Origin of the sequence: Arthrobacter sp. UNC362MFTsu5.1 (assembly GCF_000685965.1) — a bacterium.
Classification (GTDB): Bacteria; Actinomycetota; Actinomycetes; order Actinomycetales; family Micrococcaceae; genus Arthrobacter.
In genome coordinates this window covers 21,945-46,489 of sequence record NZ_JMLE01000033.1, presented here as the reverse complement: position 1 = coordinate 46,489, position 24,545 = coordinate 21,945, and the positions used below count along the sequence as shown (strand labels likewise).

Genomic DNA, 24,545 nt, shown 5'->3' with positions numbered 1-24,545 from the left:
GTTGCGGGGACAGGATTTGAACCTGTGACCTCTGGGTTATGAGCCCAGCGAGCTACCGAACTGCTCCACCCCGCGTCGCAAGAACAACATTACCCGCCGGTGAACTTCAGACCAAATTGAGGCGACGTGATCTGCGTCTCGGGAATGGTCGGCCGCTGCAAACCTGCCAAACCCGGCCTCTACGGCACAGGGTGGATACGCCCAGGGCCTGACACGGCAGAGGCCGGCTTCCCCGTCCTCGCGGAGGGGAAGCCGGCCTCTGCCGTGCCTGCAGGCTATCGGGAGCCTGCGCGGCGCCTGATCAGTTACTTGCCGAGGGCGACGGCGTCGCCGCGGCCGAGGGGGTTGCCGTGGGTGCCGGGGTGGGTGAAGCACTTTCGGCACCGAGCTTCGCTTCGGCGTCGATCGCCTTCTGCAGTGCCGCGGACAGCTTCTTCTGCTGCTCTCCGTAGGCGGCGAAGTCACCCTTCGCGAGGGCCTCCTGGCCCGCCTTGATGGCTGCGTTGGCCTCGTCCAGTGCAGCCTTCAGTTCCGCCTTGGCGTCGGTTCCGCCGGTGGCGGGCGGGGTGCCGCCTCCGGTGGCGGGAGGGGTCTGGCCGTTGTTGGCTGAATCACCGGCCGAGGCGCCGGAGTCTCCGCCGAACAACTGGTTCAATGCCTGGTCAAGGGTGGGGGCAAAGCCGATCTTGTCGCCGAACGCCACCAGCACGCGCTGCAGCGTTGGATAGGACGTTTCGCCCGTGGACCGCAGGTAGACAGGCTGCACGTACAGCAAGCCGCCGCCCACCGGGAGGGTGAGGAGGTTGCCGTTGAGGACGTCAGACGCGCCCTGACGGAGCAGGTTCAAGGCCTGGGACACCGTGGGATCCGAGTTGAACTTGTTCTGCGCCTGGCCGGGGCCGGGAACCTGGGCTTCCGGCGGGATCTGCAGGAGCCTGAGCTGGCCGTAGCTTTCCGCTTTCACACCCTTCTGGTTGCCGGCATCGGAGTCCGCGGCCAGGAAGCCATAGAGCACGTTTCGCGCTGTGCCGTTGACCACCTGGGGAATGAACGACGACGTGAGCTGGAAAGCGGGCTTGTCCTGGTCCGGCATCTGGAGCGACATGTAGAACGGCGGCTGCTTGACCGCATCACTGACGGTGGGATCGTTAGGGACGGACCACGCGTCGTTGTTCGTGTAGAAGTTGTCCGCCTGGGTGACGTGGTAGCGGCCCAGCAGTTCGCGCTGCACCTTGAACAGGTCCTCCGGGTAGCGGACGTGGCTCATGAGTGCCCCGGACATCTCGGAGAAGGGCTTCAGGGACGTCGGGAAGACGTTCTGCCAGGCCTTCAGCACCGGGTCCTGGTCGTCCCAGGCGTACAGCGTCACGGAGCCGTCATAGGCATCAACAGTTGCCTTGACGGAGTTGCGGATGTAGTTCACCGAGCTGTTGGGCAGGGCGACGGTGCGTCCCGCCGTCGTCTGGGAATCGGCGGTGGCCGACGACAGCTGTTCCTGCTGGGAATAGGGGAAGTACTGGCTGGTGGTGTAGCCGTCCACGATCCACTTCACCCGGCCGTCCACAACAGCCGGGTAGGCGTTGCCGTCGACCGTGAGGTACGGGGCGACCTTTTCAACGCGGTCCCGCGGGTTGCGGTCGTAGAGGATCTGCGACTCGGCGTTCACGCCGTCGGACAGCAGGAGATCTGAGGACTGGAACTTGATGGCGTACAGGACCTTGTTGAAGAAGCTGCCGACGTTCGGGCCGCCGTTGCCGGTGAAGGTGTACTGCGTTTCGCCGTCGCCTTCCTTGCCCGCCGGACGGTCCTGCTCGCGGTTCGGCGAGCCCTTCGGGGCTCCGACGATCGAGTATTCCGGCGAGTTCTCGCCGAAGTAGATCCTGGGCTGGTAGGTCGTGTCGTTGCCGAGGACACCGGTGGACGGAATGCCGGCCTGAAGGAACTCGGGTTTGCCGTCCGCGGTGAACTTGTTGCCCTTGGCCGCGACCACGCCATAGCCGTGCGTGTAGACCACGTGCCGGTTCAGCCAGGACTGCTGGTTGGCGCTGAGGCCGTCCGGATTGAGTTCACGGACTGCGATCACCGTGTCCTGGACCTTGCCGTCGACTTCGTACCGGTCCACGTTCAGTGCGCTCGGGAACTGGTAGTAGGGCCGGTACTGTTCCAGCTGGGAGAACGCGTCCGAAATCAGGTTGGGGTCCAGGAGCCGGATATTCGCAGTGGTTTGTGCATCCGGCGCCAGGGCACCCGTCGTGGCGGTGGTGGTGGCGTTGTACCGGTTCTCCTGGATTTTATCCAGGCCGTAGGCTGCGCGGGTCATGCTGATGTTCCGTTCGATGAACGGCTTCTCAAGGGTCTGCTCGGACGGGCGCACCTGGAACTGCTGGATGACCCACGGGTAGACACCGCCGGCAAGGATGGACGTGATGACCAGCATGGCCGTGCCGATGACGGGCAGGCGCCATTTGCCGATGATGGCTGCGACGATGAACAGGATGGCCACCAGCGCGGCGGCGACAGCCAGGATGGACTTGGTGGGGATGACGGCGTTGACATCCGTGTAAAGAGCGCCGGACCAGCGACCGTTGCTGTTCTGCACCGCGGAGTAGCGGTCAAGCCAGAAGTTCACGCCGAGGAGCAGCAGGAAGGCCGCACCCGTCACGGCAAGGTGGATCTGGGCCGCGCGGCTGGTGAAGATGCCGCGTTCCATGATCCGGATGCTGCCGTAAAGATAATGCGTCAGGATTCCCGCGATGCCGGCGACCACCACCACGCTGATCAGGAAGCCCGTGACGAAGCCGAGGAACGGCAGGGTCATCAGGTAGAAGCTGATGTCGAGGTTGAACTGCGGGTCGTTCTGCCCGAACGGTTCCTGGTTCAGGAAGAGCAGCACTTTCTGCCACTGGCTGGCGGCGGCGCTTCCGGCGAACAGGCCGAAGAGTATCGGCAGGCCGACCATGACCACCCGGCGGACCGGTTCGAGCTGCGCCTGGTAGCGGTTCAGGTTGTCCCTGATCTCCGAATCCGGGGCGTAGACGGGACGGGCGTGGTAGGCGATCCGGATGGCATAGAACATCGCAGCGAACATGAGCGCGAAAGCGACCAGGAAGATGATGATGCGTGCCAGGTTCTCCGTGAGGAAGACTTCAAAGAACCCAAGCTGCTGGTACCAGAGAACATCGGTCCAAACATTGGCGAAGAAGATGAATCCGACCACAACCAGTGCTACGACGATCAACGTCGGCGTCAAGGCACCTCGCTTTGGCTGGGGTCTTCCGGGCGGAGTGGAGCTGGCGGGACGGGACAAACTCGGTACCTCATAGCTGGTCGTCAGTTACTGGTTTTGTCAAAACTCAGGGTGCGTGATGCTCGGACCGCCGTCACACCCCGGACTTGGGGTGAACGGCAGTCATTAGTGCCACGAGTGGCGGTGGTGCTTAGTTCCTGCAATTAGTCTAGTTGCTGGTGCACGCGGGAAGCCCGGATGTGTCGCCGCCTGAACCGATCACGGCGACGGCTTCCCTGGCCTCGGCCAGGTTCTCGACTTTGACCACCTGCAACCCGTCCGGAATGTGTCCCACCACTTCCCCGCAGTTGGCAGCCGGAGCAAGGAACACCTCAGCACCGTGCGCCCTGGCCCCGTACATCTTCTGCCCGATCCCGCCGATGGATCCCACGACGCCGTCGGGCGTGATGGTGCCCGTCCCGGCGATGTGTTTACCGCCGGTCAGGTCCCCCGGGGTGACGGTGTCGATGATGCCCAGGGCGAACATCATGCCCGCGCTGGGGCCGCCCACTTTTTCGAGGGAAATCTTGACGTCAAAAGGGAACTTGAATTCGTACTGCAGCAGCACGCCGAGGATGAATTTTCCGGCGGCGTTTTCCTTCGGGGTGATGGACTCCGTGACCTGCGACCCGTCACGGGTGACGACGACGGTGGCAGGCTTTCCCTTTCCGGCGGCGAGTTCCTCCTGCACGACGCTGAGGGACGTCACGGGTTTGCCGTTCACGGTGGAGAAGACATCGCCGGCCTGCAGCTTGCCGGCGGACGCCGACTGATCCGCAAGGTCTGCCACCCGCAGTTTCTGTTCGAACGGAATATCGAGTTCCTTCAGGGCGGAAGCCGTGGCGTTCTCCTGGGACGTGGTCATGGCCACTGCGCTCTCCTGCTGGGACTCCTCCTTCGTCACCCCGGTGGGAAAGATGAGCTCCTCCGGATAGACCGCCTTGGATTTGTCCAGCCACGCCGAAAACGCTTCGAAGACGCTCACCGGGCCGTTAGGGCCGCCGTCGACATAGACAGTGGTGAGGTCCAGGTTCCCCTTGGCCGGAAACGTTTCGCGGCCGGTCACGCTGATGACCGGCTTGCCGTTGTCATTGGCCAGGGTGTTGAAGGTGGGCCCCGGTGATTCAACGACGTACGGCACGGGAAGGCTGGCTGCCGTGATGCCCAGCGCGAGAGCCAGCAAACCGGAAGCCACCATTGCGGGGTAGCGGTTGTCGCCTGCTTTGGCACGGCGGGACGTCGGCCGGCGGGAAAGCCTGCCGCGGGTCGTCCCGCTGCCGCTTCCCGGTTCCGCAGGATCCCCTGGAACCTGGTCGCCCTGAGTGATTGTCAATGAAGGACCTCTCCGTACCTGCGCCCGCTGACGCGGCCCCGTGGCTGAACCGGCTCGCACTGACGGCAGCCTGCAAATATTCCGATGACTAACACTACGCGTTGAGCGGGCGGCGCCGCTCTTTGCCGACAGCGAACGGGGCCGGATTCGGCAGACAGCCGCCAAGGCCGCGGGGTACCGTGAAGGTGATCAACAGTCACACCGACGATCGGCGGGATCATGACCTCCAACCCACTCAATCCGTCCAATGGGGACGACGACACCCCTAAGGATCCGCTTGCGGAAATGCTACAAAACCTCATGGGTGGCAAGGGCATGGGTGACATAGACCCCGCTGAACTGGCCAAGGCTGCCGGGCTTCCGGACGATCCGAACCTCCTGGCCCAGATGTTCTCGCAGGTGCAGGCCATGATGAGCGCGCCCTCCGAAGGGCCCGTGAACTGGCAGCTCGCACACGACAACGCGCGGCGGGTTGCCGCGAGCGGGTCCGACCCTTCGGTGACGGCGCAGCAGTCCCGCGAGATCGATGAGGCACTGCGCCTGGCCGAGCTGTGGCTTGACCAGGTCACTGAGCTCCCCGCGACCGGCCTGATCGGCCGGGCCTGGTCCCGCGCCGAGTGGGTCGAGGAGACGCTCGCCACCTGGAAGCGGCTCACTGAGCCGGTGGCGAACAGCATTGCGAATGCGCTGTCCACAGCCATGACCGAGCAGATGCCCGAGGAAATGAAGTCCATGATGGGCGGAGCTTCCTCCATGCTGCAGAACATGGGCGGGGCCATCTTCGGCATGCAGCTCGGCCAGGCCATCGGTGCCCTGTCCGCGGAAGTGGTCAGTTCAACGGACATCGGGGTTCCGCTGGCCGACCTCGAAATGGCACTGCTCCCGGCCAACGTGGCAAAGTTCGGCGAAGGCCTGAGCCTGCCCGAGAACGACATCCGGCTTTTCCTTGCGGTGCGGGAAGCGGCGCATGCCCGGCTCTTCGTCCAGGTGCCCTGGCTACGCGGCCACCTCCTCGGAGCCATCGAGGCCTACGCCCGGGGCATCCACATTGACACGTCCAAGATTGAGGAACTGGCCCGGGAGATCGACCCCAGCAACCCCGAAGGCATCCAGGAGGCGCTGTCGCAGGGCGTGTTTATGCCCCAGCGGACCCCCGCCCAGGAACAGGCACTGGAGAAACTCGAAACGGCGCTGGCCCTGGTCGAAGGCTGGGTGGACGAGCTGACCGCAGCAGCCACCGAGAAGTTCCTGCCCTCGGCATCGGCGCTGCGCGAGACGGTGCGCCGCCGCCGTGCCACGGGCGGCCCGGCCGAGCACGCCTTCTCGTCCCTGGTGGGACTGGAGCTGCGTCCCCGCCGTTTGCGCGAGGCTGCCGCACTCTGGGCCTCCCTCAAGGAAGAACGCGGCACCGAGGGCAGGGACGCCATCTGGCACCACCCCGACCTCCTGCCCACGGGCGAGGACCTGGATGATCCCCAGGGGTTCAGTGCACGGCGCAAGCTCGCCGAAGCGAGCGACACCGAGGTGGACGACGCGCTGCAGAAGCTGTTGAACGGCGGATTCGACGAACCGGCCGAGGACGAAAAGGCGTCCGGCGACGGCGGCGAAGGCCCCGGCTCCGGCTCCGGCTCCGACGGCGGCAGCCCCGGCCCAGGCAAGGACGACGACGGCGGGACGCCGAAGGCCTGACCCCGCCGGCTTTGGGGCAGCTAGCCGAGCACTGACGGACCGTGGGATTCGTCGGTGCTCGAGCTTTGTCCGTCGACGTCCGGCGACATTCCCCGCGACGTGGCGAACGCTACGCCTTCAAGGAACGCCTTGGCCCGCTGGGTTTCGGGGTACGCCTCCAGGAGTCTCCAGAACGCGGCATTGTGTCCGGCGACGAGCAGATGCGCCAGTTCGTGCAGCAGCACATAGTCGATGACCCACTGCGGCATGGTCCGCAGTTTGTCCGAGAGCCTGATGGTCCCGTCGGCGGGAGTGGCGGAACCCCAGCGGGAGTTCTGGTTGCTCACCCACCGCACGGACGACGGCACGGAGCGTCCGCCAAGGTACTTCGCCGACAGTTCGGCTGCATGCGCGGCCAGGGCGGCATCCGTGGCCGGCCTGCGCCGCCCCTCACCGCGCGACCGCCGGACACCCTGCAACCGGAGCTTCTCCAGCATCCGGTGGACCCATTCGCTTTCCTGGCCTTTGGTGAAGTGCGCCGGGATGGCCACCACGGCCGTTCCGTTTTCCCAGAACGCAGCCACGGTCCGGCGACGGCGGGCGGAGCGGCGGACGACCACCGGCGCACCATCCGGGGTGGTCAGCGGAATCGCCCGGGGCGGGGCGCCGCCGGCCATCAGGCGCTGCTGCTTTCCGTGAGGACTTCGAGCACGGCTTCGCCGTACTTTTCCAGTTTCGAGGGCCCGATTCCGGCCAGCTGGGCCAATTCTTCGAGGGAGGCCGGCCGCGCCTCGGCGATGGCGGTCAGCGTCGCATCGGTGAACACCACGAAGGCTGGAACCTCGGCGGCCAGGGCCACGTCCTTCCGCCACTGGCGCAGCGCGTCGAAGGTCTGTTCCTCGTAGCTCGGCGGGCATTGGCTGCAACGGCCCACCTTGCGTTCAGCGCCGGTGGACAGCATGCTTCCGCAGACCCGGCACATCGCAGGGGCTGCCGCCTTCCGCCGCGGCGCGGGCCCCTTGCCGCGCGCCGTCGAAGTGGCCACCGAGTCCGGCCGAAGGCCGTCCAGGAAGCGGGACGGCTTCCGGTTGGCCCTTCCGCCGGGGGTCCGTGCCAGCGACCAGGAAAGGGACAGGTGCTCGCGTGCCCTGGTGATGCCCACGTAGAGCAGCCGGCGTTCCTCATCCACGTCTTCCGGGGAGTCGGCGAACGAAATCGGCATGAGGCCTTCGCAGAGACCCACAAGGAAGACCGCGTCCCACTCGAGGCCTTTGGCGGCGTGCAGCGACGCCAGGGTCACTCCTTGCACGGTCGGGGCATGCTGGGCGAGCGATCGTTCCTGCAGTTCGTTGACAAAATCCGAGAGCGTGAACTGCGGACCCCGGCTGAGCACCAGCTCATCGGCCAGCGCAACCAGCGCGGCCAGCGATTCCCAGCGTTCCCGCAGCGCTCCGCCGTTGTGCGGGGCGGACTCCGTGTATCCAAGGGATGCAACGATGTCCCGGACCAGCTGGCCCAGTGGCCCGGGCTCCGCGGTTTCGGCAGCAGCACGGGTGGCGGCCCTGAGCTGGAGGATCGCGTCCCGGACTTCCTTGCGGGCGAAGAACCGCTCTCCGCCGCGCAGCTGATACCCGATTCCGGCCGATGCCAGAGCCTGTTCGTATGCCTCGGATTGCCCGTTCGTGCGGAACAGGACGGCGATCTCGCTGGCCGGTGTACCGGCGTCGAGCAATTCACGGATCTTGATCGCAACGGTGGCGGCCTCGGCTTCGTCGTCCGCGCATTCGGTGAACTGCGGCGCCGGCCCGGGCTGCCGTTGAGCCACCAGTTTGAGCGGTGCCGCCCATGCGGCGTCCGCCACGGGGCCTCCGCTGCGCCGGCCCGCGAGGAGGTCGTTCGCCAGTTTGACCACCTGCGGCGTGGAGCGGTAATCCCTGATCAGCTTGACGACGTTGGCGCCCGGATACATGGCCTTGAAACCGAGCAGGTGCTTGGGAGAGGCGCCGGTGAACGAATAGATGGTCTGACTGGCGTCGCCCACAACGCACAGTTCGTCGCGTCCGCCCAGCCAGAGTTCCAGGAGCCGCTGCTGCAACGGCGAAACGTCCTGGTATTCGTCAACCACGAAGTGCCGGTACTGTTCGCGGACCGTGGCTGCCACCTTCGGGTCCTCCTGCAGTATCCCGACAGTGATCAGCAGGACGTCCTCGAAATCGATGACGTTGCGGTCCGTCTTGACGTCCTCGTAGGACTGGAACACCCGGGCCACGGCCGTGAGGTCGAATCCGCCCGGGTTGCCGCGGCCCTGCGCGTTCTCAAGGTAGTTCGCCGGCGTCAGCATGGACACCTTGGCCCACTCGATCTCCGAAGCCAAATCCCGGATGGACGCCCGGTCCGTGCTGAGCCTCAGGCGGCGGGCGGCTTCGGCGATCATCTGCGCCTTGTGGTCCAGGAGGTTTGGCAGCGCACCGCCCACAGCCTGTGGCCAGAAGAACTGCAGCTGCCTCAGCGCGGCGGCGTGGAAAGTCCGCGCCTGGACGTTGCCGACCCCGAGGTCCCGCAGCCGGCTCCGCATCTCCGCTGCAGCGCGCGCGGTGAAGGTCACGGCCAGCAGCCTCTGCGGGCTGTAAACGCCTGAGTGCACGCCATAGGCAATCCGGTGCGTGATGGCACGCGTCTTGCCGGTGCCGGCACCCGCGAGCACGCACAGGGGACCGTTCAGCGTGCTCGCGACTTCCCGCTGCTCGTCGTCCAGTCCGCCGAGGATACGGTCCTCCAGGGAACGGTTGTCCTGCGCTGCGGGCTCGGGGAAAGCGGTGTCGCCCTGGGCGGTGCGTTCAAAATTCTCAGTTGTCACTTGCTGCTCATGTCATTTGGTGCTGGGTCGATCGGTGATGTCTTGTGAAGGTCCGCTGTGGCCGGAGGTCATTCGTCGGCGGGGCGGTCCTGGATGACGCCGCCGTACCAGTGCTCAATCAAGGACCGGGCAATGGACAGCCTGCTGGAAATGACGATTTCCCCGCTCAGCACGGCCGCCTGAAGTTCCGCACGGCTGAACCAGCGCGCCCGGGTGACCTCCACGCCGTCGGGCATTGCCTCGGTGTCCTCCGTCCGGGCGGTGAACCCCAGCATCAGCGATGCGGGGAAGGGCCAGGACTGGGACCCCAGATACTGGGTGGCGGTGATCCGCACCCCCACTTCTTCCTGGATTTCCCGGACAACCGCCTGCTCCAGGGACTCGCCCGGCTCCACGAACCCGGCCAGGGTGGAATAGTTCTTCGCGTCGAGGGGGCCGCCGCCACCGAGCAGCAGCCGGTCATCCGGGCCGACCACCGTCACGATAATGGCCGGATCCGTCCGGGGGTAGTGCTCGGAGTTGTCGGCAGGACACCTGCGGACCCATCCCCCGGCCTCAACGAGCGTCGCGGCGCCGCACCGCGGACAGTGAACGTGCGTGGCATGCCAGTTGGCGATCGCGCTGGCTTCGATGAAGAGGGCGGTGTCTGTGGCATTCAGGCGGGCAGCCACGTCCCGGAATCCCGTCCACACGGCATCCGAGGGTATTCCGGCGATGCCGCGTTCAAACTGCTCCGCCCGGACCTCAAAAGGCTCCTCCAGGACAAAAAGGACGATTTCCGTCCCTTCGTCCAGGTGCGAACCGGCGAGGGCGGAGCCGAGGTAGATGGTCATGGCGGGGGGCGATCCGGCCTCGCCCAGGCTCGCCGCGAGTCCGGCGGCGTCCGTCAGCAGGAGGCTGTCGCCGCAGACCAGAGCCTGGCGGTGTGAGAGGACCATGGCCAGCGCCCGGCCGGAATTGACCACCGAGTCCACCATGCCCGGCTTCATCCTGGCGCCGGATCCCCTGTCAATGAGGGCAGGACGGACCGGCAGGACAGTGTCCATAAGGTGGTTCGCCGGCAGCCGCTTCAGCGGAGGCGTACCGCCGGGGGCCGCACCCTGCGCTCCCCTTGTTGGTTCTGCCTTATTTTGGGATGCCGGTGACTCCGCAAGACTCATGTACCCACCGTACTGACTCCGGCTGACAATTGACATTTTGCTCCGGCCGCAGAGGGCCCCCGCTGCAGTGTTCCGGACACTGCTTTGGCAAGTGGATTAGTCACGATCTGAAGACTCGCCGTAGTACATCGCCATCTTGGGCGCCAGTCAATCTACCGTGGATGGGTGAGAAGAAAACCGATCGAACTGGCAGCTGTAGCAACTGCGGCAGTCCCCGGACTGACGCCCACCGCCGTGAGTTCCGCGCCCGACGATCCGGCGGACTTCGATTCGGCCCTTCTGCTGGACTCCGAGGGAAAGCAGTGGCGGGTGCGTTCACCCCGGCACGCCGAGGCCAGCACCCGCCTGGAAACCGAGTTCATGGTGCTCCGCGCCTTTGCTCCCGGAATCAGGGCCGAACTGCCCTTTCTGATGCCCACGGTGGCGGGCACCGTCCGTCAGGGCGCACTCAGCACCTTTGTGTACTCGCACCTGGCGGGCACCACCCGCAGCGTCGAAGAACTGACGGCCGGACCGGAAGCCCTGGCGAAGGAAATAGGCGCGGCACTGGCCGCCATTCACGACCTTCCGCGGACTTTGGTCAGTAATGCCGACCTGCCCAGCTACACACCCAATGAGTTCCGGCAGCGCAGGCTCAACGAACTCGACCAGGCGGCCACCACAGGGAAGATCCCTCCCGTGCTCCTGCGACGGTGGGAACATGCACTGGAAGACGTCTCGCTCTGGCGTTTCAATCCCTGCGTTGTCCACGGCGACCTGCATGAGGACAACATCCTGGTTGACGGGAACCGGGTGACGGCTGTCACGGGCTGGACCGATTTGCGCATCGGCGACCCCGCCGACGACATGGCCTGGCTGGTGGCCTCCAACGAACAGGGCTTCGTGGACGCCGTGCTGAGCCACTATACGTCCGGCCGCCGGGATGCGCCGGACGCCCACCTGCTGCGCCGCGCCGCGCTTTCCGCCGAGTTCGCGCTGGCCCAGTACCTGGTCAAGGGCCTGGCCGCCGGAAACGAGTCCATGATCGGCGAAGCTGAAGAAATGCTGGCCTCGCTTGCCGAGGACATCGCCGAGCACGGCGGCCAGCCCATCAGCGTGGAGCCCTTGCCGCAGGCCGTCCCGGCCGTGCACGTGGAACCCGTTCCGCAGGCCGCCCCTGCAGTTCACGTCGAAGCCGTTCCGCAGGCCGCCCCTGCCGGTGCCGGGGCTGTGCCTTCGGTCCATGTGACACCGATCCCGGCCGAACAGCCCGCCACCGCCGACGCCTCCGGTCCAGCCAAGAACGGCGAAGCCGGACAGGCTGCCAACGCCGGAGGGGAAACCACGCCCCATGACCCGCCGGCCGCGGACGACACGTCCACCGCCGCTATTACGATTGTGGACGCAAAGTCCCACTAGCCGATCCGGATGCTTTCGCCAGGGCGGTGGTTCCGCCCAGGGCAGCCGTCACGATATCCTCCAACTGCTCCGCCGTGCCGAGGTCGTGGGGGCGGACCACGTGGTTTTCCCCCACGTAGTAGAACGCGGCCCGGACATTGTCGAGCGGCACTCCCTTGAGCCGGGCCCAGGCAAGCCGGTAGACGGCCAGCTGGACGGCTTTAACCTTCAGCTGCCCGGCAGCGGGACGGCGGCCCGTCTTCCAGTCCACCAGGTCCCAGCGCCCGTCGGCGTCCCGGAACACGGCATCGATCCGGCCGCGCACCACAACGTCTCCGATGCGCGTTTCCACCGGAACCTCCACATGGGCCGGGGCGCGGTGTGCCCACTCCGAATTCCGGAACGTCTCCACCATGGAGTCCAGCCCGTACGCCTCGTCAATATGGTTGTCCGAGCCCGGCGCCTCCTCCAGTTCCAGCATGCCTGCTTTGCCGAAGTACTCTTCCACCCAGGCGTGGAAAGCCGTGCCCTTGCGGGCGGACATGCCTGGCTCCCTGGGAACGGGACGCCGCAGCCGTGCAAGGACCGATCCGGGATCATCGCCCAGGTCCACGAACGTTGACGCAGAGATGTGGCCGGGCAAGTGGACATCCTGCACTGCAGCCCTGCGGTAGCGGCGTTCCAGCAACAGTTCCGCCTCCTGCGCCCAGTTGGCCGCAACGCTCCGGAGCTGACGTGGCCCCTCCCCTGCTGCGGGTCCTTCAGCGTCCCACGCCGGGCCCGCGGCCATGGCCTCGCGGACCCTTCCGGCGGCCGTTTCCATCGCTGCCCGCCGTCCCGGCACCAGCCTCAGCCTGGCCCCCGTGCGCGGATCAGCGGGCCCTTCCAGCGGGTCGTACGGCCACAGCGCCAGTTCCAGGTCCTGGGTCAGCGGGCTTTCCACCGGCAGTGATGATTCCTCCACCGACGCGGAATGCACGACGGCGGCATGTTCCGCCGCATCGTCCGCCGGACCTGCAGCGGGCTCCCGGGCCGCCCCGGCCGGGCCGCCGCTGCCTGTCACGACACCCGCCAGGGGCCCCAGCTCGGAAAGGAACGGCGACATCTCCGCCATACCGGCCCGGGAGCCCACCCAGGCCGCGCTGGATACCCAGAGCACGTATTTCGCCCGGGTGTAAGCCACGTAGGCCAGCCTGCGTTCCTCGGCTTCACCGTGCGCCTGGACGTCCGCTTTGAAGTCTTTTTCTGCATCCAGCCAGCCTTTTTGATCCGGTTGGTCCAGGTCCCATTGCGGCAGGTCGGCACGGTCACCCCGCAGGGGCCAGGGCAGGGCGGCACTCCCGCTGCTCCAGCGCGAATCGCGGCTGCTGGGAAACGCTCCCGCGTTCAGTCCGGGAACGAACACGACGTCCCACTCCAGGCCCTTGGACGCATGCACAGTCAACAGCTGGACGGCTTCATGGTTGACGTCCGGAGCGGCGACGTCCAGCCCGCCCTCCTCCGTGGCCGCGGCCTCCAGCCAGGCCAGGAACGCCAGGACGTCCACTCGGTGGGAGGTGTGGAGGAATCCTGCCGCGGCATCATGGAATGCATCCAGGTTTCTCCGGGCCTGATGGATGCTGATGCCGGGACGGGCCGCTACTTCGATATCCAGGAGCATGGCCCGTTCCACCTCGCCCAGCAGGGTGGTGAGGTCGTCACCCATGAATCCCCGGAGCTGCCGGAGCTCGGCCGAGAGGGCGTGCAGCCGGTTGAGGGCCTCCGGGCTCAGCGCCCGGCCGTGGGCCGACGTCCAGCCTTCCCGCGGAAGCCAGTCCAAGGCTTCCACCAGGCTTGCCGAATCGGTGATGTCGCTTTCGATGACGGCGGCATCGGCATCATCACCTTCATCGGCACCCTGCCCCGGGTGTACCCGGCGGCGGGCAAGGAATGAAGACCAGTCCCGGAAGGCCATGAGGTCGGCCGGTCCTATCCGCCAGCGCGCCCCGGCCAGGAGACGCATGAGCGAGTCCGAACGGCCGGGATCGGCGAGCACGCGCAGCGTGGCGACCAGGTCAACAATTTCCGGGGTGTCCAGGAGTCCGCCGAGGCCCACGATTTCGTAGGGTATGCCGCGCACTTCGAATTCACGCCGGATGCATTCCATCTGGGCACGACGGCGGCAGAGAACGGCCATCGCCGGAGGTATCCGGTCTGTTCCATCGTTGTCTTCGAAATCCGTGACGCGATACCGCAGGACGTCCGCCGCGATGGCCTTGGCCTCGTCCTCGTCCGTTGCAAAGCGACCGATGACCACCTTTCCCTGGGCCGCCGCGGGACTGGGCTGCAGCGGCGGAACCTCCACGGAGTCCGCCGCGTCCCGCTCCCCCGCAGGCCCGGCTTGAATGGCCGCAGCGCTAAGTGGTGCCGAAATGACATTGGCGGCGGACAGGATGTTGCGTCCGTTGCGCCACGCGGTTGTCAGGTAGGAGGTGGGTGCCACCGCGAAAGATTCCCCGACCCGGACGGGGAATTCACGAACAAAATGGAACAGCTGGCCGGCAGACGCTCCCCGGAAGCCGTAGATGGACTGGTTCGGGTCACCTACCGCTGTCACGGCATGGCCGCCGCCGAAGAGCCTGGAGAACAGCACGAGCTGGGCGTGCGAGGTGTCCTGGAATTCGTCTAGCAGCACCACTTTGAACCGCTGGCGTTCCACTTCGGCGGCCAGCGGGATCTCGCTGGCCACCCGCGCGGCAAGCGCCACGAGGTCGCCGAAGTCCAGCGCGCCCCGGACCCGCTTCGCGTCCGCGTACCGTCCCACCATTTCGGCGACGCTGGCCCTGGTGCGCAGCATGGCGCCGAGTTCCCCGGCGGCCTGGGTGGGGTTCTTCTTGGCTCCGGCCACATAGGGCAGGGCTTCAAATTCGGCGACGCGCCCCATCAGCCATTCCTGCACCTCGGCGGGATCCCGCAGGTGTTCAGCGCACTCGCCAGCCAGCTGGATGACGGCTTTCACCAGAGTGGACTTGGCAGCACGGAAGTGCTCGTATTCGCCGTCGAAAGCCTCGACGACTTCGCTGGCCAACTGCCAGGCCTGTGCTCCGCCCAGCAGGACAACATCACGTTCGACACCGAGCCGGAGACCGTAGTCGGACACGATCCCGCTGGCGTACGAGTGATACGTGGAAACCTTGGGTTCCAGGGCATCCTCGCTCAGCAGGCCTGCCGGGAATATCCGGTGTTCGGTGTCCTCCGCGGCAATCCGCTGCAGGGCCGCCAGCTTGGCCCGGATCCGGCTTGCCAGCTCACCGGCCGCCTTGCGCGTGAACGTCACCCCCAGGACTTCTTCGGGCCTGACCCATCCATTGGCAACGAGCCACACAACGCGGTCTGCCATGGTGGCGGTCTTGCCGGATCCGGCCCCTGCAATGACCAGTCGCGGCGTGAGCGGCGACGATATGATGGCGGACTGCTCCGCCGTGGGACTGTTGCGTTCGCCCAGCATGGCAGTCAGCTCTTCAGGGGAGAACCGCGGCGCCGGTACGTCAGGGGGCGTCGTCATTCAGTAACCTGCTTTCCGCGAAGGCAAAGGGGACAGACCTCAGGCAACCGGCAGCCGTGGCCGCCGTGGCCTGACTTGGCCGGATCGTGGCGGGCTTCAAAAACGCTGCCGGACATAAGCCGTGCGGCCTCGTTCACCATGTCCAGAGCCCAGTTGTTCTCGGAGCTGTCCAGCGGCTCCTGGACCTGGATGCCGGGGCCCTTGTTGCCCGTGCCAAGCTGGGCAAGCACGGCCCCGCCCGGCTGTACGCCGCCCGGCTGAAGGGCCACCGTGCCCGCTTCCACGAACCCTCCGGCCAGTACCGCAGCCTGGTAGGAACCCAGCTGCGGGTGGCGCGCGAGATCAGCTTTCGACGGCTGGCGCTTGCCGGTCTTGAGGTCCACGATCACCAGCCGCCCTTCGGCATCGATTTCCAGCCGGTCGACTTGTCCGCGGAGAACAGCGGACCTGGTCTCAGGGTCAGCGGCCGTTTCCGCCGGCTGCCCCGGCTGTCCCGGCTGCGGAACGTCCACGATATCCGCCAGTTTCACTTCGAAGTCCAGCTCGACACCGACAAGGCTCCTGCCTTCACTGCGCATGACCAGGATGTACTGGGCCAGCTTCCGGACCATGCCCTCGGCGCGCTGGAAATCCAGCTTGCCCTCCCAGTTGTCCTTCATGCCCAGTGCGGGCCATCGCCGGACCAGCTCAGCAACGTATTCCGATCCCGACGCATCCGGCAGGTCCTGCGCGATGGCGTGGACCAGCGTGCCCAGGCTCCTGGCAAAGTCGGTGGCCGCTTCTCCGCCGGCAGCCTGAATGAACCAGTCGAGCGGAGACTTTTGGACCGTCTCCACTTTGGACGGCGAGACGAACACAGTTCCCCCCGCCGGGACAATCCGCTCCCCCGAAGACAGCGGGGCGAGCCCCCACCAGGAGTCGGGATTGGCGCCGGGCACGGATGGTTCGGCCACGGCCAGCCGCCCAAGGACCCTGGCGGCCTCGACGGATTCGGCGACCGACTTCCCGTCCAGTTGCGCGTGCTGCCGAAGTTCGGCAACTAGGGCACGGAGGGTCATGGGCCGCTCCACCGGGGTGAAGGTGCGCCTATCCTGCCCGGGACGCAGCGGGGCCACGTAGTCCAGGAAGGAGGAGGGCTGTTCGTCCTCCGACGACACAGCCGTGCAGATCAGCACTTCCCGTGCCCGGGAGACTGCCGTGGAGAAGCTGCGGAGTTCGTCGTACCGGATTTCGCGCAGCCTGCTGATGGGCCCCAGCTGCAGGGCGTGTTCCACCCCGTGCTCAACGGCGTCAGCGAACAGCGTGCTGCCCAGAAGCTCCCCGCGGAGCCTGGTGTTGGGCCACACCCCCTCCTGCAGGCCGGAAATAATGACGACGGGCCATTCACGTCCGGCAGCACTCGCCGGCGTCATGAGTTCCACCGCGTCCTCCAGCTGCGCCCGGGCCGCCAGGGTGTCCATGGGCAGCTCCTGGCTGAGCAGATACTCCAGGAACTGATCCGGGCCCGACCCTGGCAACTGGTCCACGTAGCGTTCGGCAGTATGGAACAGCGCCATCATGGCGTCCAGGTCGCGGTCAGCCCTGGCCCCTGCTGCGCCGCCGGTCAATGCCGCGTCGGTCCAGCGTGCGGCAAGTCCGGTGGAGTTCCAGAGCGCCCAGAGCACTGTTTCCGCGTTTCCGCCCGGCGCTGCCGCCGCCACCCGACCGGCCTCGATCATGCGCGCGACACGGCGGGCAGAGCGGCCTTCGATACCCGTAGTCGCCAGCGCGCCCGGTTCCAGCAGCGACTCGACAAGCAGTGCATCACTGGTGCGGCCGCCGCCGCCGAGGATCTCCTCGCGGCGCAGGGACTGGCGCAGGCGGCGCAATTCGATGGAGGTCGCTCCGCCGATCCGGGACGTCAGCAGCGCCACAGCCGACTCCGGGGTCAGCGCGGCAGGATCCAGCGCCACGGCGTAGGCATCAAGCAGCGGCCGCACTGCCACTTCATCCCGGACCGCGGATTCGGCCACGGGAACCCGCACTGGAATGCCGTGGCCGGCCAGGTGGCGCTGCAATTGGTTCAGCTGCCCGCCGTTCCGCACAATCACCGCGATGTCGCCAAGCTCCCGGCCCTGGCTAAGGTGCGCATCGAGGATGCGCTGCGCCACATAGCGCAGCTCCTGGACCGGAGAAGGGAGGACGTGGCCCTCCACATCACCACGGACAGGGACACCATTCTGCTGGCCCTGCTGCCGCTGGCCGCCGGCGGGTTCGGCGCTTTCCAGCCTGCGGGCCGAGCGGCCACCCGCACGTTGTGAGATGCGTGCCGCCACCTCAAGCCAGGCCTGGGCGACGGCGGGAGCGTGGCGGTGAGTCACCCGGAGCGGGCGTTCCAGGACTGTGTCCGCCGCCGAAGGATCCCGGAGGCCCTCGCCGGGGGCGCCGGCGGAAGCCAGCAGGTGCGGCAATTCAGCCGTGAGGTCGGGCCTGGCGCCGCGGAATCCCTGGACAACGGTGTCCGGGGACGACGTCACATAGACATCCTTGCCTGCCGCGATATCGGCCAGCAGCTCGAACACTGCCGGGTTGGCTTCCTGGATGTCGTCCACCAGAATCAGCTGCAGGCGTTCCCGCTCGGCGGCCAGGAATTCGGGCGAGTCCTGGAAGATCTGGCGTGCCGCCGTGATGATTCCCGCGGGGTCGAAGGCCTCCGGCATGCGCAGGTCCAGGACGTCGCGGTACTCCGCATACAGCGCCGCCGCAGCGATCCAGTCCGGACGGTTGCACTGTCCGGCCAGCTCCACCAGGTCGTCGGGCGTCCGGCCGGACTCAATGATCCGGTCAAAGAGCTGGCGTACCTCATGGCGGAAGCCACGGGTTTCCAGTGCGGCGCCCAGGTCTTCCGGCCAGGGCAGTTCAAGGCCAGGAAGGGCGTGGCCTTCAAGCAATTCCTTGATGATGAGGTCCTGCTCGGGCCCTGAAAGCAGCCGCGGCGGTCGCGGCAGCGGAAGGATGCCTTCCGCTTTGGCACGCCGGATCAGATCGAAGGCATACGATGCCCAGGTGCGTGCCGGCGTCGTGCTGAGGCTCCGGTTGAGCCGGGCCGTAAAGCGGTCCCTGAGGGAGTCGGCTGCGAGGCGGCTCGGCGCCAGCACCAGCATTCTTTCGGGATCCACGCCGTCGCGCTCGGCCCGGCGCACGGCCACTTCTATGAGGACGGTGGATTTTCCGGTGCCCGGGGCACCCGGTACCAGAACCGGACCGGACCCGTGCGGGACATCCACGGCCGCCTGCTGGTCCGGTGACAATGCCGGAACGACGTTGAGGACCTGCCTGGGTGGAAGGAGCCTCAGTCCGGCTGCCGTTCCAGCGGGCCTGCCGACCGTTATCCGGCCTGTTGATCCGTCTGCCCGCCCGGACTCGATCCTCTGTCCTGTCTGGATCCGCTGTCCCGACTGAATCTCAGGGGAGTCGTTGGTAAGTGTCACACAGTCATTTCATCATTGGGGGCTGACATTTTATGGAGCCGCCGCTCCAGCCGCTCTGCAATCAGGTCAATGAGGTCGAAGTCACTGTCCAGCGGCGCCCAGCGCGCTTCCGCAAGGTCAACGCGCCACCGGCCTTCGCCGGTCCGGACGAAGTCCAGGTAGCGGCCCAGGAGCGGGGTGCCTTCCCGGAGATAGTAGGTCAGGGCTTCGGCTTCAAGTCCCTGCGGTGCTTCGCCGCTCGCCCTCAGGACCCGCCACCAGGGGACGGCGCTGCCGTGGTGGCTCATCACCGCGCCCACCTGCCGCGCACCGCCGGAACCAAGGAGCTCGGCAACGTCGCCATATGCCACAGCTGATCCCGTGGGAACCAGTTGAACCACGGACAGTACCGCCTCGACATACTCCGTGCGCATGAATCCAGCGTAGCGGTTCCCCGGCATCCGCGAGGCGGCACGTGTGGGCGGCCGCCCGGGAAGCGGCCACCCGCGGGGCAACCGGACCGCCGGCGGGCGGCACGCCCACGGCCTGGCGCAAAAGTGTCAGAGGCAGCGGGTAGTTTTGAACTATGAGCACCAGGAACACCAGCATCAGCATCACCACTGGCAGCGGCACCACCAGCGGCACATGGGACACACGGCCCCGGGCCGCCTTCGATCTGGAGACCACCGGCCGCAACTCGCGTGCCGCCAGGATCGTTACGGCGTCGGTCACCGTGGTGGATGCCGATGGAAGCGTCATCAAGGAGCATGAATGGCTCGCGGATCCCGGAATCGAGATCCCCGCCGAAGCCAGCGAGGTGCACGGTGTAACCACCGAACGGGCCCGCCAGGAGGGCCGCCCGGCCGCGGAAGTGACCCGTGAGCTCGCCTCGGTGCTGCAGGGATTGTTCGACGACGGTGTTCCGGTTATTGCGTTCAACGCAAGCTATGACTTCACGGTGCTGGCGGCCGAGTCGGCCCGCTACGGCATTCCGCAACTGGACCGCTTCCCGGTCCTGGATCCGTACATCATGAACAAGCAGGTGGACCGGTACCGCAAGGGCAAGAGGACACTGACCGCACTCTGCGAAGAGTACGACGTCAATCTCGACAACGCCCACACGTCGGCAGCGGACGCCCTCGCGACGCTTCGAATGCTGGACGCGATGGCCGGCAAGTTCCCGAAGCTCCGCATGGCCGCCGGTCAGCTCCACCAGCTGCAGGTGGGATGGGCGGCCAGCCAGGCCGCGGACTTCCAGACGTATCTCCGCAAGACCAAGCCCGCCGCCGTGATCGAGGGCGAATGGCCGGTCCTGCCGCCCGAAGACGCCAGCGGGGGCGACTTCTAGGCGCAGTACCAACCCGGTCACCCCGGGAAAAGGACACGGTCTGGGACGAGGATCACAGTGCCCGGCAAGGTTACCGGCCGGCTCAGGTAGCCGGTGCAATTTTGCCTGTCACAGTACGGCCGCACGGGCAGCGCGGCAATCGCTTCGAATCGGAACTTAATGCGGCGGCCAGATCATTACACCGAACATACTGCGGAAGTGACTCGCCAAGGGCTCCGCTGACATAATTAAGTTCAAAAGCGTGCTTGTGCTATGCCCTGCCCGAGGCCAACCTCCTGAGGATAAATGATCACAGTTACTGACCTGCGAAAGGTCTACCGCCAGGGGAAAAAGGAAGTGGTTGCCCTCGACGGCGTCACCCTTTCCGTTCCCAAAGGTTCCATTCACGGAATCATTGGCCATTCAGGCGCCGGGAAATCAACCCTGGTGCGTTGCCTGACGCTGCTGGATCGTCCGACGTCGGGGTCCGTCAGTATTGACGGCACGGAACTCAGCTCCGTCAGGGACTCCGAAATCCGTGCGGCCCGGCGCCGCATCGGCATGGTGTTCCAGCACGCGAACCTCATGGACTCCCGCACTGCGGCCGGCAACGTGGCGCACCCCCTGGAGCTGGTCAAGACGCCGAAGGACAAGATCCGCGCCAAGGTTGCGGACCTGCTGTCCCTCGTGGGCCTGGAAGGGTTCGAGAACGCCTACCCCTCCCAGCTGTCCGGCGGGCAGCGCCAGCGGGTGGGCATCGCCCGGGCACTTGCCGCCGAGCCCGACGTCCTGTTGTGCGATGAGCCCACCTCTGCCCTGGACCCTGCGACCACGGACGAGATCCTCGACCTGATCCAGGACCTCACGAAGCGTTTGCAGCTCACGGTCCTGATCATCACGCACGAAATGAACGTCGTGAAGCGTGTCTGCGACTCGGTATCCCTCCTGTCCAAGGGCCGCATCATCGAGCACGGGGCGCTCAAGGACGTGGCCGGGGATCTCGAGAGCAAGCTGGCCAAGGCACTCCTGCCGCTCCCGGCCTCGGAGCCCCTGAAGGGTGCACTGCAGGGCGGCCCGGTCCTGGAAATCCTGTTCGCCGGCGACAACGCCAAAGAACCTGTCCTCACCGGCGTTGCACGGCACTTCGACATTGACCTCAATGTCCTGGCCGGCAGCGTCGAGACGCTGGGCGGCCAGCAGTTCGGGCACCTCCGTGTCCAGCTGGCCGAGAATGCGGATTACGACGCCGTCCTCGCCTACCTCCACCAGCGCGGAATAGGCGCCAAGCTGGCAGGGACCAAAACAACAGCCAGCGACACCGTGGACCTGGACGCCGTGGACCTGGACGAGGCTGATTTGGACCGGGCTGGTTTGGACAAGACTGGACTTGGCGACGCGGCGGGAAGGAACTCATGAACGACATCTTCAGCAACCCCGTCCTGGCGAAGGCACTGCCCGAAGCCATCGTTGAAACACTGCAGATGGTCGGAATTTCGGCCTTCTTTACTGTGCTGGTGGGCCTGCCCCTGGGCGTCTTCCTGCACGTCACGGCGCCGGGCGGATTGCGTCCGATGCCCGTCACCAACCGGATCATGAGCGACGTCATCGTCAACATCACCCGGTCCATCCCGTTCGCCATCCTGATGGTGGCGCTCATTCCGCTGGCCCGCCTGCTGACCGGCACGAGCCTTGGGCCCATCGCGGCGTCAGTCTCGCTGTCCATTGGGACCATCCCCTTCTTCGCCCGCCTGGTGGAGACGTGCCTCCGGGACGTCCACCATGGCAAGATCGATGCCGCCCAGGTCATGGGGTCCACCAAAATGCAGGTCATCAACAAGGTGATGCTGCGCGAATCGCTCCCGGCCCTCGTAGCCGCCACAACCACCACCGTGGTCACGCTGGTTGGATACTCGGCCATGGCCGGCCTGGTGGGCGGCGGCGGACTCGGGAAGCTGGCATATAACTACGGCTTCCAGCGATTCGATGTCACGGTCATGATCGTCACCATCGTCCTGATCATCGTCCTCGTTCAGGTCATCCAGCTGGTCGGCGAGCAGATCGCCCGCAGCCTCGACCACCGCTAGGCCAACGCCACCGCCAGGCCAACGCCACGAACCAGCCGTCGTCCAACGGGCACGGCAATCTTCACCGCAGCAGGTAGCCGCCCGCTGCATCTGTGCCGGAGACAGCGCCGGGCGCACGCCCGCCGTCGGCCTCCCAGCAATTCGAAAGGAACGCACCCGATGCGTAAATCACTCTCCCTCCTGGCCACCGGTATTGTCACCGCCCTGGCCCTGACGGCCTGCGGCGGTTCCTCCAGCCCCAGCGCCCAAACCACCACCCTTGACCCGGCCAAGCCCGCCACCCTGACCGTCGGTGCAAGCCCGGTCCCGCAGGCCAAGATCCTGGAATTCCTCAACGAGGACCTTGCGCCCAAGGCCGGCCTGAAGCTGGACATCAAGGAGATCGAGGACTACCAGACTCCGAACACCGCCCTGAGCGACGGTTCGCTGGACGCCAACTACTACCAGCACCTCCCCTGGTACGAAGACCAGGTCAAGACCAAGGGCTACAAGTTCGGCCACGGCGAAGGCGTCCACATCGAGCCTTACGCTGCCTTCTCCGAAAAGGTCAAGGACATCAAGGACATCAAGGAAGGCGCCAAGGTCGCCATCACGAACGACCCCTCGAACCAGGTCCGGGCGCTCAAGGTCCTCCAGGTTGCCGGGCTCGTCAAGGACATCAAGGACGATTCCTCGGTGCTGACCCTCACCGACGAGCAGAACCCCAAGAAGCTGAAGTTCTCGGAGAACCAGCCCGAACTGCTGATCAACGACCTCAAGGACCCGTCCGTGGACCTGGCCCTGATCAACGGCAACTTCATCCTGAAGGCCGGCCTGAGCACCAAGGACGCCCTCGCAGTGGAGTCCGTGGAGAACAACCCCTACGCCAACTTCCTGGCCTGGCGTGAAGACTCCAAGGATGACGTCCGGATCAAGAAGCTGGACGAGCTCCTCCACTCCCCCGAGGTCAAGGCCTTCATCGAGAAGGAATGGCCCAACGGTGACGTGACGGTGGCCTTCTAAGGCTTCCGCGCCACAGCATTAGCAAGAAATCCCCGCCTCCCGGACGTTTCCCCTCGCTTTTAGCGGGGATTCGTCCGGGAGGCGGGGATTTCTGTTGTGGGCCGTTACAGCCCGGCAGGCACCTCTGCAGCCGCCGCAGCCCGCGCTGCGGCGGGGAGCGCCTCGAAGATCCGGTTCATGGCGGCGTCGTCGTGGGCCGCGGAAAGGAACCACGCTTCGAAGACCGACGGCGGCAGGTAAATGCCGGAGTCCAGCATCGAGTGGAAGAAGGGCGCGTAGCGGAACACTTCCTGGCCCTGGGCGTCGTCATAGTTGTGCACGCCCCGCGCCGAGGTGCCGAAGGCCACCGAGAAGAGGTTTCCGGCCCGCTGGATGGAGTGGTCCACCCCGGCGGCATCCAGTGCCGAGGACAGTGCCCCGGAAAGCTCCAGCGAGCGTGCATCGATAAACGAGTAGACCTCGGGGGTGGCGTGCGTCAGGGTGGCGACACCGGCGGCCATGGCCACCGGGTTTCCGGACAGCGTTCCCGCCTGGTACACGGGCCCGAGCGGCGCCAGGTAGTCCATGATGTCCGCCCGGCCGCCGAGGGCCGCCGTGGGCATGCCGCCGCCGATGACCTTGCCGAAGGTGAGCAGGTCCGGGCTCCACGGCTCTGCTGCATCTGCCGCGCCGCCGGTGAGGCCCCAGTAGCCCGAGTACCCAGTGCGGAAGCCTGTCAGGACTTCGTCCACGATGAGCAGGGCGCCGTGTTCACGGGTGATCCGCGAAAGTCCGGCGTTGAACCCGTCGCCGGGCGTGACCACTCCCATGTTGGCCGGAGCCGCCTCCGTGATGACGGCGGCGATGTTGCTGCCGTGCGCGGCAAACGCGGCCTCGACGGCGGCGAGGTCGTTGTACGGCAGCACCAGGGTTTCGGCGGCGGTGGCGGCCGTGACCCCGGCGGATCCGGGCAGAGCCAGGGTGGCCACGCCGGATCCGGCCGCGGCGAGGAGTCCGTCGAGGTGGCCGTGGTAGCAGCCGGCAAACTTGATGATCAGGTCGCGGCCGGTGAAGCCGCGGGCCAGGCGGACGGCCGTCATGGTGGCTTCGGTGCCGGTGGAAACCATCCGGACGCGTTCGGCGGCAGGGACGCGTTCTTTTACGATCGCGGCAAGGTTGGCTTCGTCCGGGGTGGAGGCACCGAACGAGAGTCCGCGGTCCACGGCGGCGTGGACTGCTTCGAGCACGGCGGGGTGGGCGTGGCCCAGCAGCGCGGGACCCCAGGAGCACACCAGGTCCACGTACTCGGCGCCGTCGGCATCCGTCAGGTACGGGCCCTTGGCCGACACCATGAACCGCGGAGTACCGCCCACGGAACCGAAGGCCCGGACGGGAGAGTTGACGCCGCCCGGCATGAGCTGGCGTGCACGGTCGAAGAGTTCCTCATTGCGAGGAGAGCTGGAAGTCATGGTTCCTATT

15 protein-coding genes and 1 tRNA gene are annotated in these 24,545 nt (G+C 66.4%); 6 read left to right on the top strand and 10 right to left on the bottom strand.

Translation table 11 applies throughout. The annotated features are described in order from the left end of the window. Position 1: 1 nt before the first annotated feature. The 3 genes from BS38_RS0121305 to BS38_RS0121295 all read right to left on the bottom strand — a co-directional run bounded on the left by BS38_RS0121305 (position 2) and on the right by BS38_RS0121295 (position 4,619). Positions 2-75 (bottom strand) — tRNA-Met (locus BS38_RS0121305). A gap of 226 nt (positions 76-301) precedes the next feature. Next, positions 302-3,307, bottom strand: a complete 3,006-nt coding sequence (locus BS38_RS0121300; RefSeq protein WP_028272606.1) for a UPF0182 family membrane protein — start codon at positions 3,305-3,307, stop codon at positions 302-304. A gap of 148 nt (positions 3,308-3,455) precedes the next feature. Continuing rightward, a complete protein-coding gene (locus BS38_RS0121295) occupies positions 3,456-4,619 on the bottom strand; it encodes a YlbL family protein (RefSeq protein WP_028272605.1) in 1,164 nt (387 codons plus the stop codon). Positions 4,620-4,838: 219 nt separating this feature from the next. On the opposite strand from BS38_RS0121295, the gene BS38_RS0121285 reads away from it, so the two are divergent. After that, entirely contained in the window at positions 4,839-6,308 is a 1,470-nt protein-coding gene (locus BS38_RS0121285) for a zinc-dependent metalloprotease (protein WP_028272604.1), read from the top strand. Positions 6,309-6,328: 20 nt separating this feature from the next. Here the strand turns inward: BS38_RS0121285 and BS38_RS25900 are convergent, their stop codons facing one another. From BS38_RS25900 to nudC, 3 genes are all read right to left on the bottom strand, one after another. Then, a complete protein-coding gene (locus BS38_RS25900) occupies positions 6,329-6,964 on the bottom strand; it encodes a M48 metallopeptidase family protein (RefSeq protein WP_043439533.1) in 636 nt (211 codons plus the stop codon). Then, positions 6,964-9,144: an ATP-dependent DNA helicase UvrD2 gene (locus tag BS38_RS0121275; protein ID WP_442853357.1), complete on the bottom strand. Its 2,181-nt coding sequence runs from the start codon at positions 9,142-9,144 to the stop codon at positions 6,964-6,966. Before BS38_RS0121275 ends, BS38_RS25900 begins: the two co-directional genes overlap by 1 nt. 68 nt (positions 9,145-9,212) lie before the next feature. Further along, the gene (gene nudC, locus BS38_RS25895) at positions 9,213-10,190 is read right to left on the bottom strand and encodes an NAD(+) diphosphatase (RefSeq protein ID WP_051629070.1); all 978 of its coding nucleotides are present in this window, start codon (positions 10,188-10,190) and stop codon (positions 9,213-9,215) included. A gap of 279 nt (positions 10,191-10,469) precedes the next feature. On the opposite strand from nudC, the gene BS38_RS0121265 reads away from it, so the two are divergent. Continuing rightward, on the top strand, positions 10,470-11,702 hold the full coding sequence (locus tag BS38_RS0121265; RefSeq protein ID WP_028272602.1) for a macrolide 2'-phosphotransferase: 1,233 nt from the start codon (positions 10,470-10,472) through the stop codon (positions 11,700-11,702). Here BS38_RS0121265 and BS38_RS0121260 read toward each other — a convergent pair. The 3 genes from BS38_RS0121260 to BS38_RS0121250 form a co-directional block, all read right to left on the bottom strand. After that, positions 11,674-15,225, bottom strand: a complete 3,552-nt coding sequence (locus BS38_RS0121260; RefSeq protein WP_028272601.1) for an ATP-dependent helicase — start codon at positions 15,223-15,225, stop codon at positions 11,674-11,676. The genes BS38_RS0121265 and BS38_RS0121260 overlap by 29 nt on opposite strands. After that, the gene (locus BS38_RS0121255) at positions 15,222-18,596 is read right to left on the bottom strand and encodes an ATP-dependent helicase (protein WP_028272600.1); all 3,375 of its coding nucleotides are present in this window, start codon (positions 18,594-18,596) and stop codon (positions 15,222-15,224) included. The genes BS38_RS0121260 and BS38_RS0121255 overlap by 4 nt, the downstream gene beginning before the upstream one ends. 95 nt (positions 18,597-18,691) lie before the next feature. Beyond that, a complete protein-coding gene (locus tag BS38_RS0121250; RefSeq protein WP_028272599.1) occupies positions 18,692-19,108 on the bottom strand; it encodes an MGMT family protein in 417 nt (138 codons plus the stop codon). A gap of 152 nt (positions 19,109-19,260) precedes the next feature. Here BS38_RS0121250 and BS38_RS0121245 point away from each other — a divergent pair, with 152 nt between their 5' ends. The 4 genes from BS38_RS0121245 to BS38_RS0121230 all read left to right on the top strand — a co-directional run bounded on the left by BS38_RS0121245 (position 19,261) and on the right by BS38_RS0121230 (position 23,087). Beyond that, entirely contained in the window at positions 19,261-20,022 is a 762-nt protein-coding gene (locus BS38_RS0121245; protein WP_051629069.1) for a 3'-5' exonuclease, read from the top strand. A gap of 285 nt (positions 20,023-20,307) precedes the next feature. Then, positions 20,308-21,417 (top strand): methionine ABC transporter ATP-binding protein, encoded by a 1,110-nt coding sequence (locus BS38_RS25890; RefSeq protein WP_051629068.1) that lies wholly within the window; start codon positions 20,308-20,310, stop codon positions 21,415-21,417. Further along, positions 21,414-22,085 (top strand): methionine ABC transporter permease, encoded by a 672-nt coding sequence (locus tag BS38_RS0121235; RefSeq protein ID WP_028272597.1) that lies wholly within the window; start codon positions 21,414-21,416, stop codon positions 22,083-22,085. Before BS38_RS25890 ends, BS38_RS0121235 begins: the two co-directional genes overlap by 4 nt. A 159-nt stretch (positions 22,086-22,244) precedes the next feature. Next, a complete protein-coding gene (locus BS38_RS0121230) occupies positions 22,245-23,087 on the top strand; it encodes a MetQ/NlpA family ABC transporter substrate-binding protein (protein ID WP_028272596.1) in 843 nt (280 codons plus the stop codon). Between the two features lie 104 nt (positions 23,088-23,191). On the opposite strand, the gene hemL is transcribed toward BS38_RS0121230, so the two are convergent. After that, entirely contained in the window at positions 23,192-24,535 is a 1,344-nt protein-coding gene (hemL, locus tag BS38_RS0121225; RefSeq protein ID WP_028272595.1) for a glutamate-1-semialdehyde 2,1-aminomutase, read from the bottom strand. Positions 24,536-24,545 lie beyond the last annotated feature (10 nt).

Excerpts from the sequence above, each read along its gene's own strand:
- BS38_RS0121285 (WP_028272604.1), top strand. The coding sequence starts at position 4,839 with ATGACCTCCAACCCACTCAATCCGTCCAATGGGGACGACGACACCCCT.
- BS38_RS0121245 (WP_051629069.1), top strand. The coding sequence starts at position 19,261 with ATGAGCACCAGGAACACCAGCATCAGCATCACCACTGGCAGCGGCACC.
- BS38_RS0121250 (WP_028272599.1), bottom strand. The coding sequence starts at position 19,108 with ATGCGCACGGAGTATGTCGAGGCGGTACTGTCCGTGGTTCAACTGGTT.
- hemL (WP_028272595.1), bottom strand. The coding sequence starts at position 24,535 with ATGACTTCCAGCTCTCCTCGCAATGAGGAACTCTTCGACCGTGCACGC.
- BS38_RS0121260 (WP_028272601.1), bottom strand. The coding sequence starts at position 15,225 with ATGACGACGCCCCCTGACGTACCGGCGCCGCGGTTCTCCCCTGAAGAG.
- nudC (WP_051629070.1), bottom strand. The coding sequence starts at position 10,190 with ATGGACACTGTCCTGCCGGTCCGTCCTGCCCTCATTGACAGGGGATCC.
- BS38_RS25890 (WP_051629068.1), top strand. The coding sequence starts at position 20,308 with ATGATCACAGTTACTGACCTGCGAAAGGTCTACCGCCAGGGGAAAAAG.
- BS38_RS0121230 (WP_028272596.1), top strand. The coding sequence starts at position 22,245 with ATGCGTAAATCACTCTCCCTCCTGGCCACCGGTATTGTCACCGCCCTG.
- BS38_RS0121235 (WP_028272597.1), top strand. The coding sequence starts at position 21,414 with ATGAACGACATCTTCAGCAACCCCGTCCTGGCGAAGGCACTGCCCGAA.
- BS38_RS25900 (WP_043439533.1), bottom strand. The coding sequence starts at position 6,964 with ATGGCCGGCGGCGCCCCGCCCCGGGCGATTCCGCTGACCACCCCGGAT.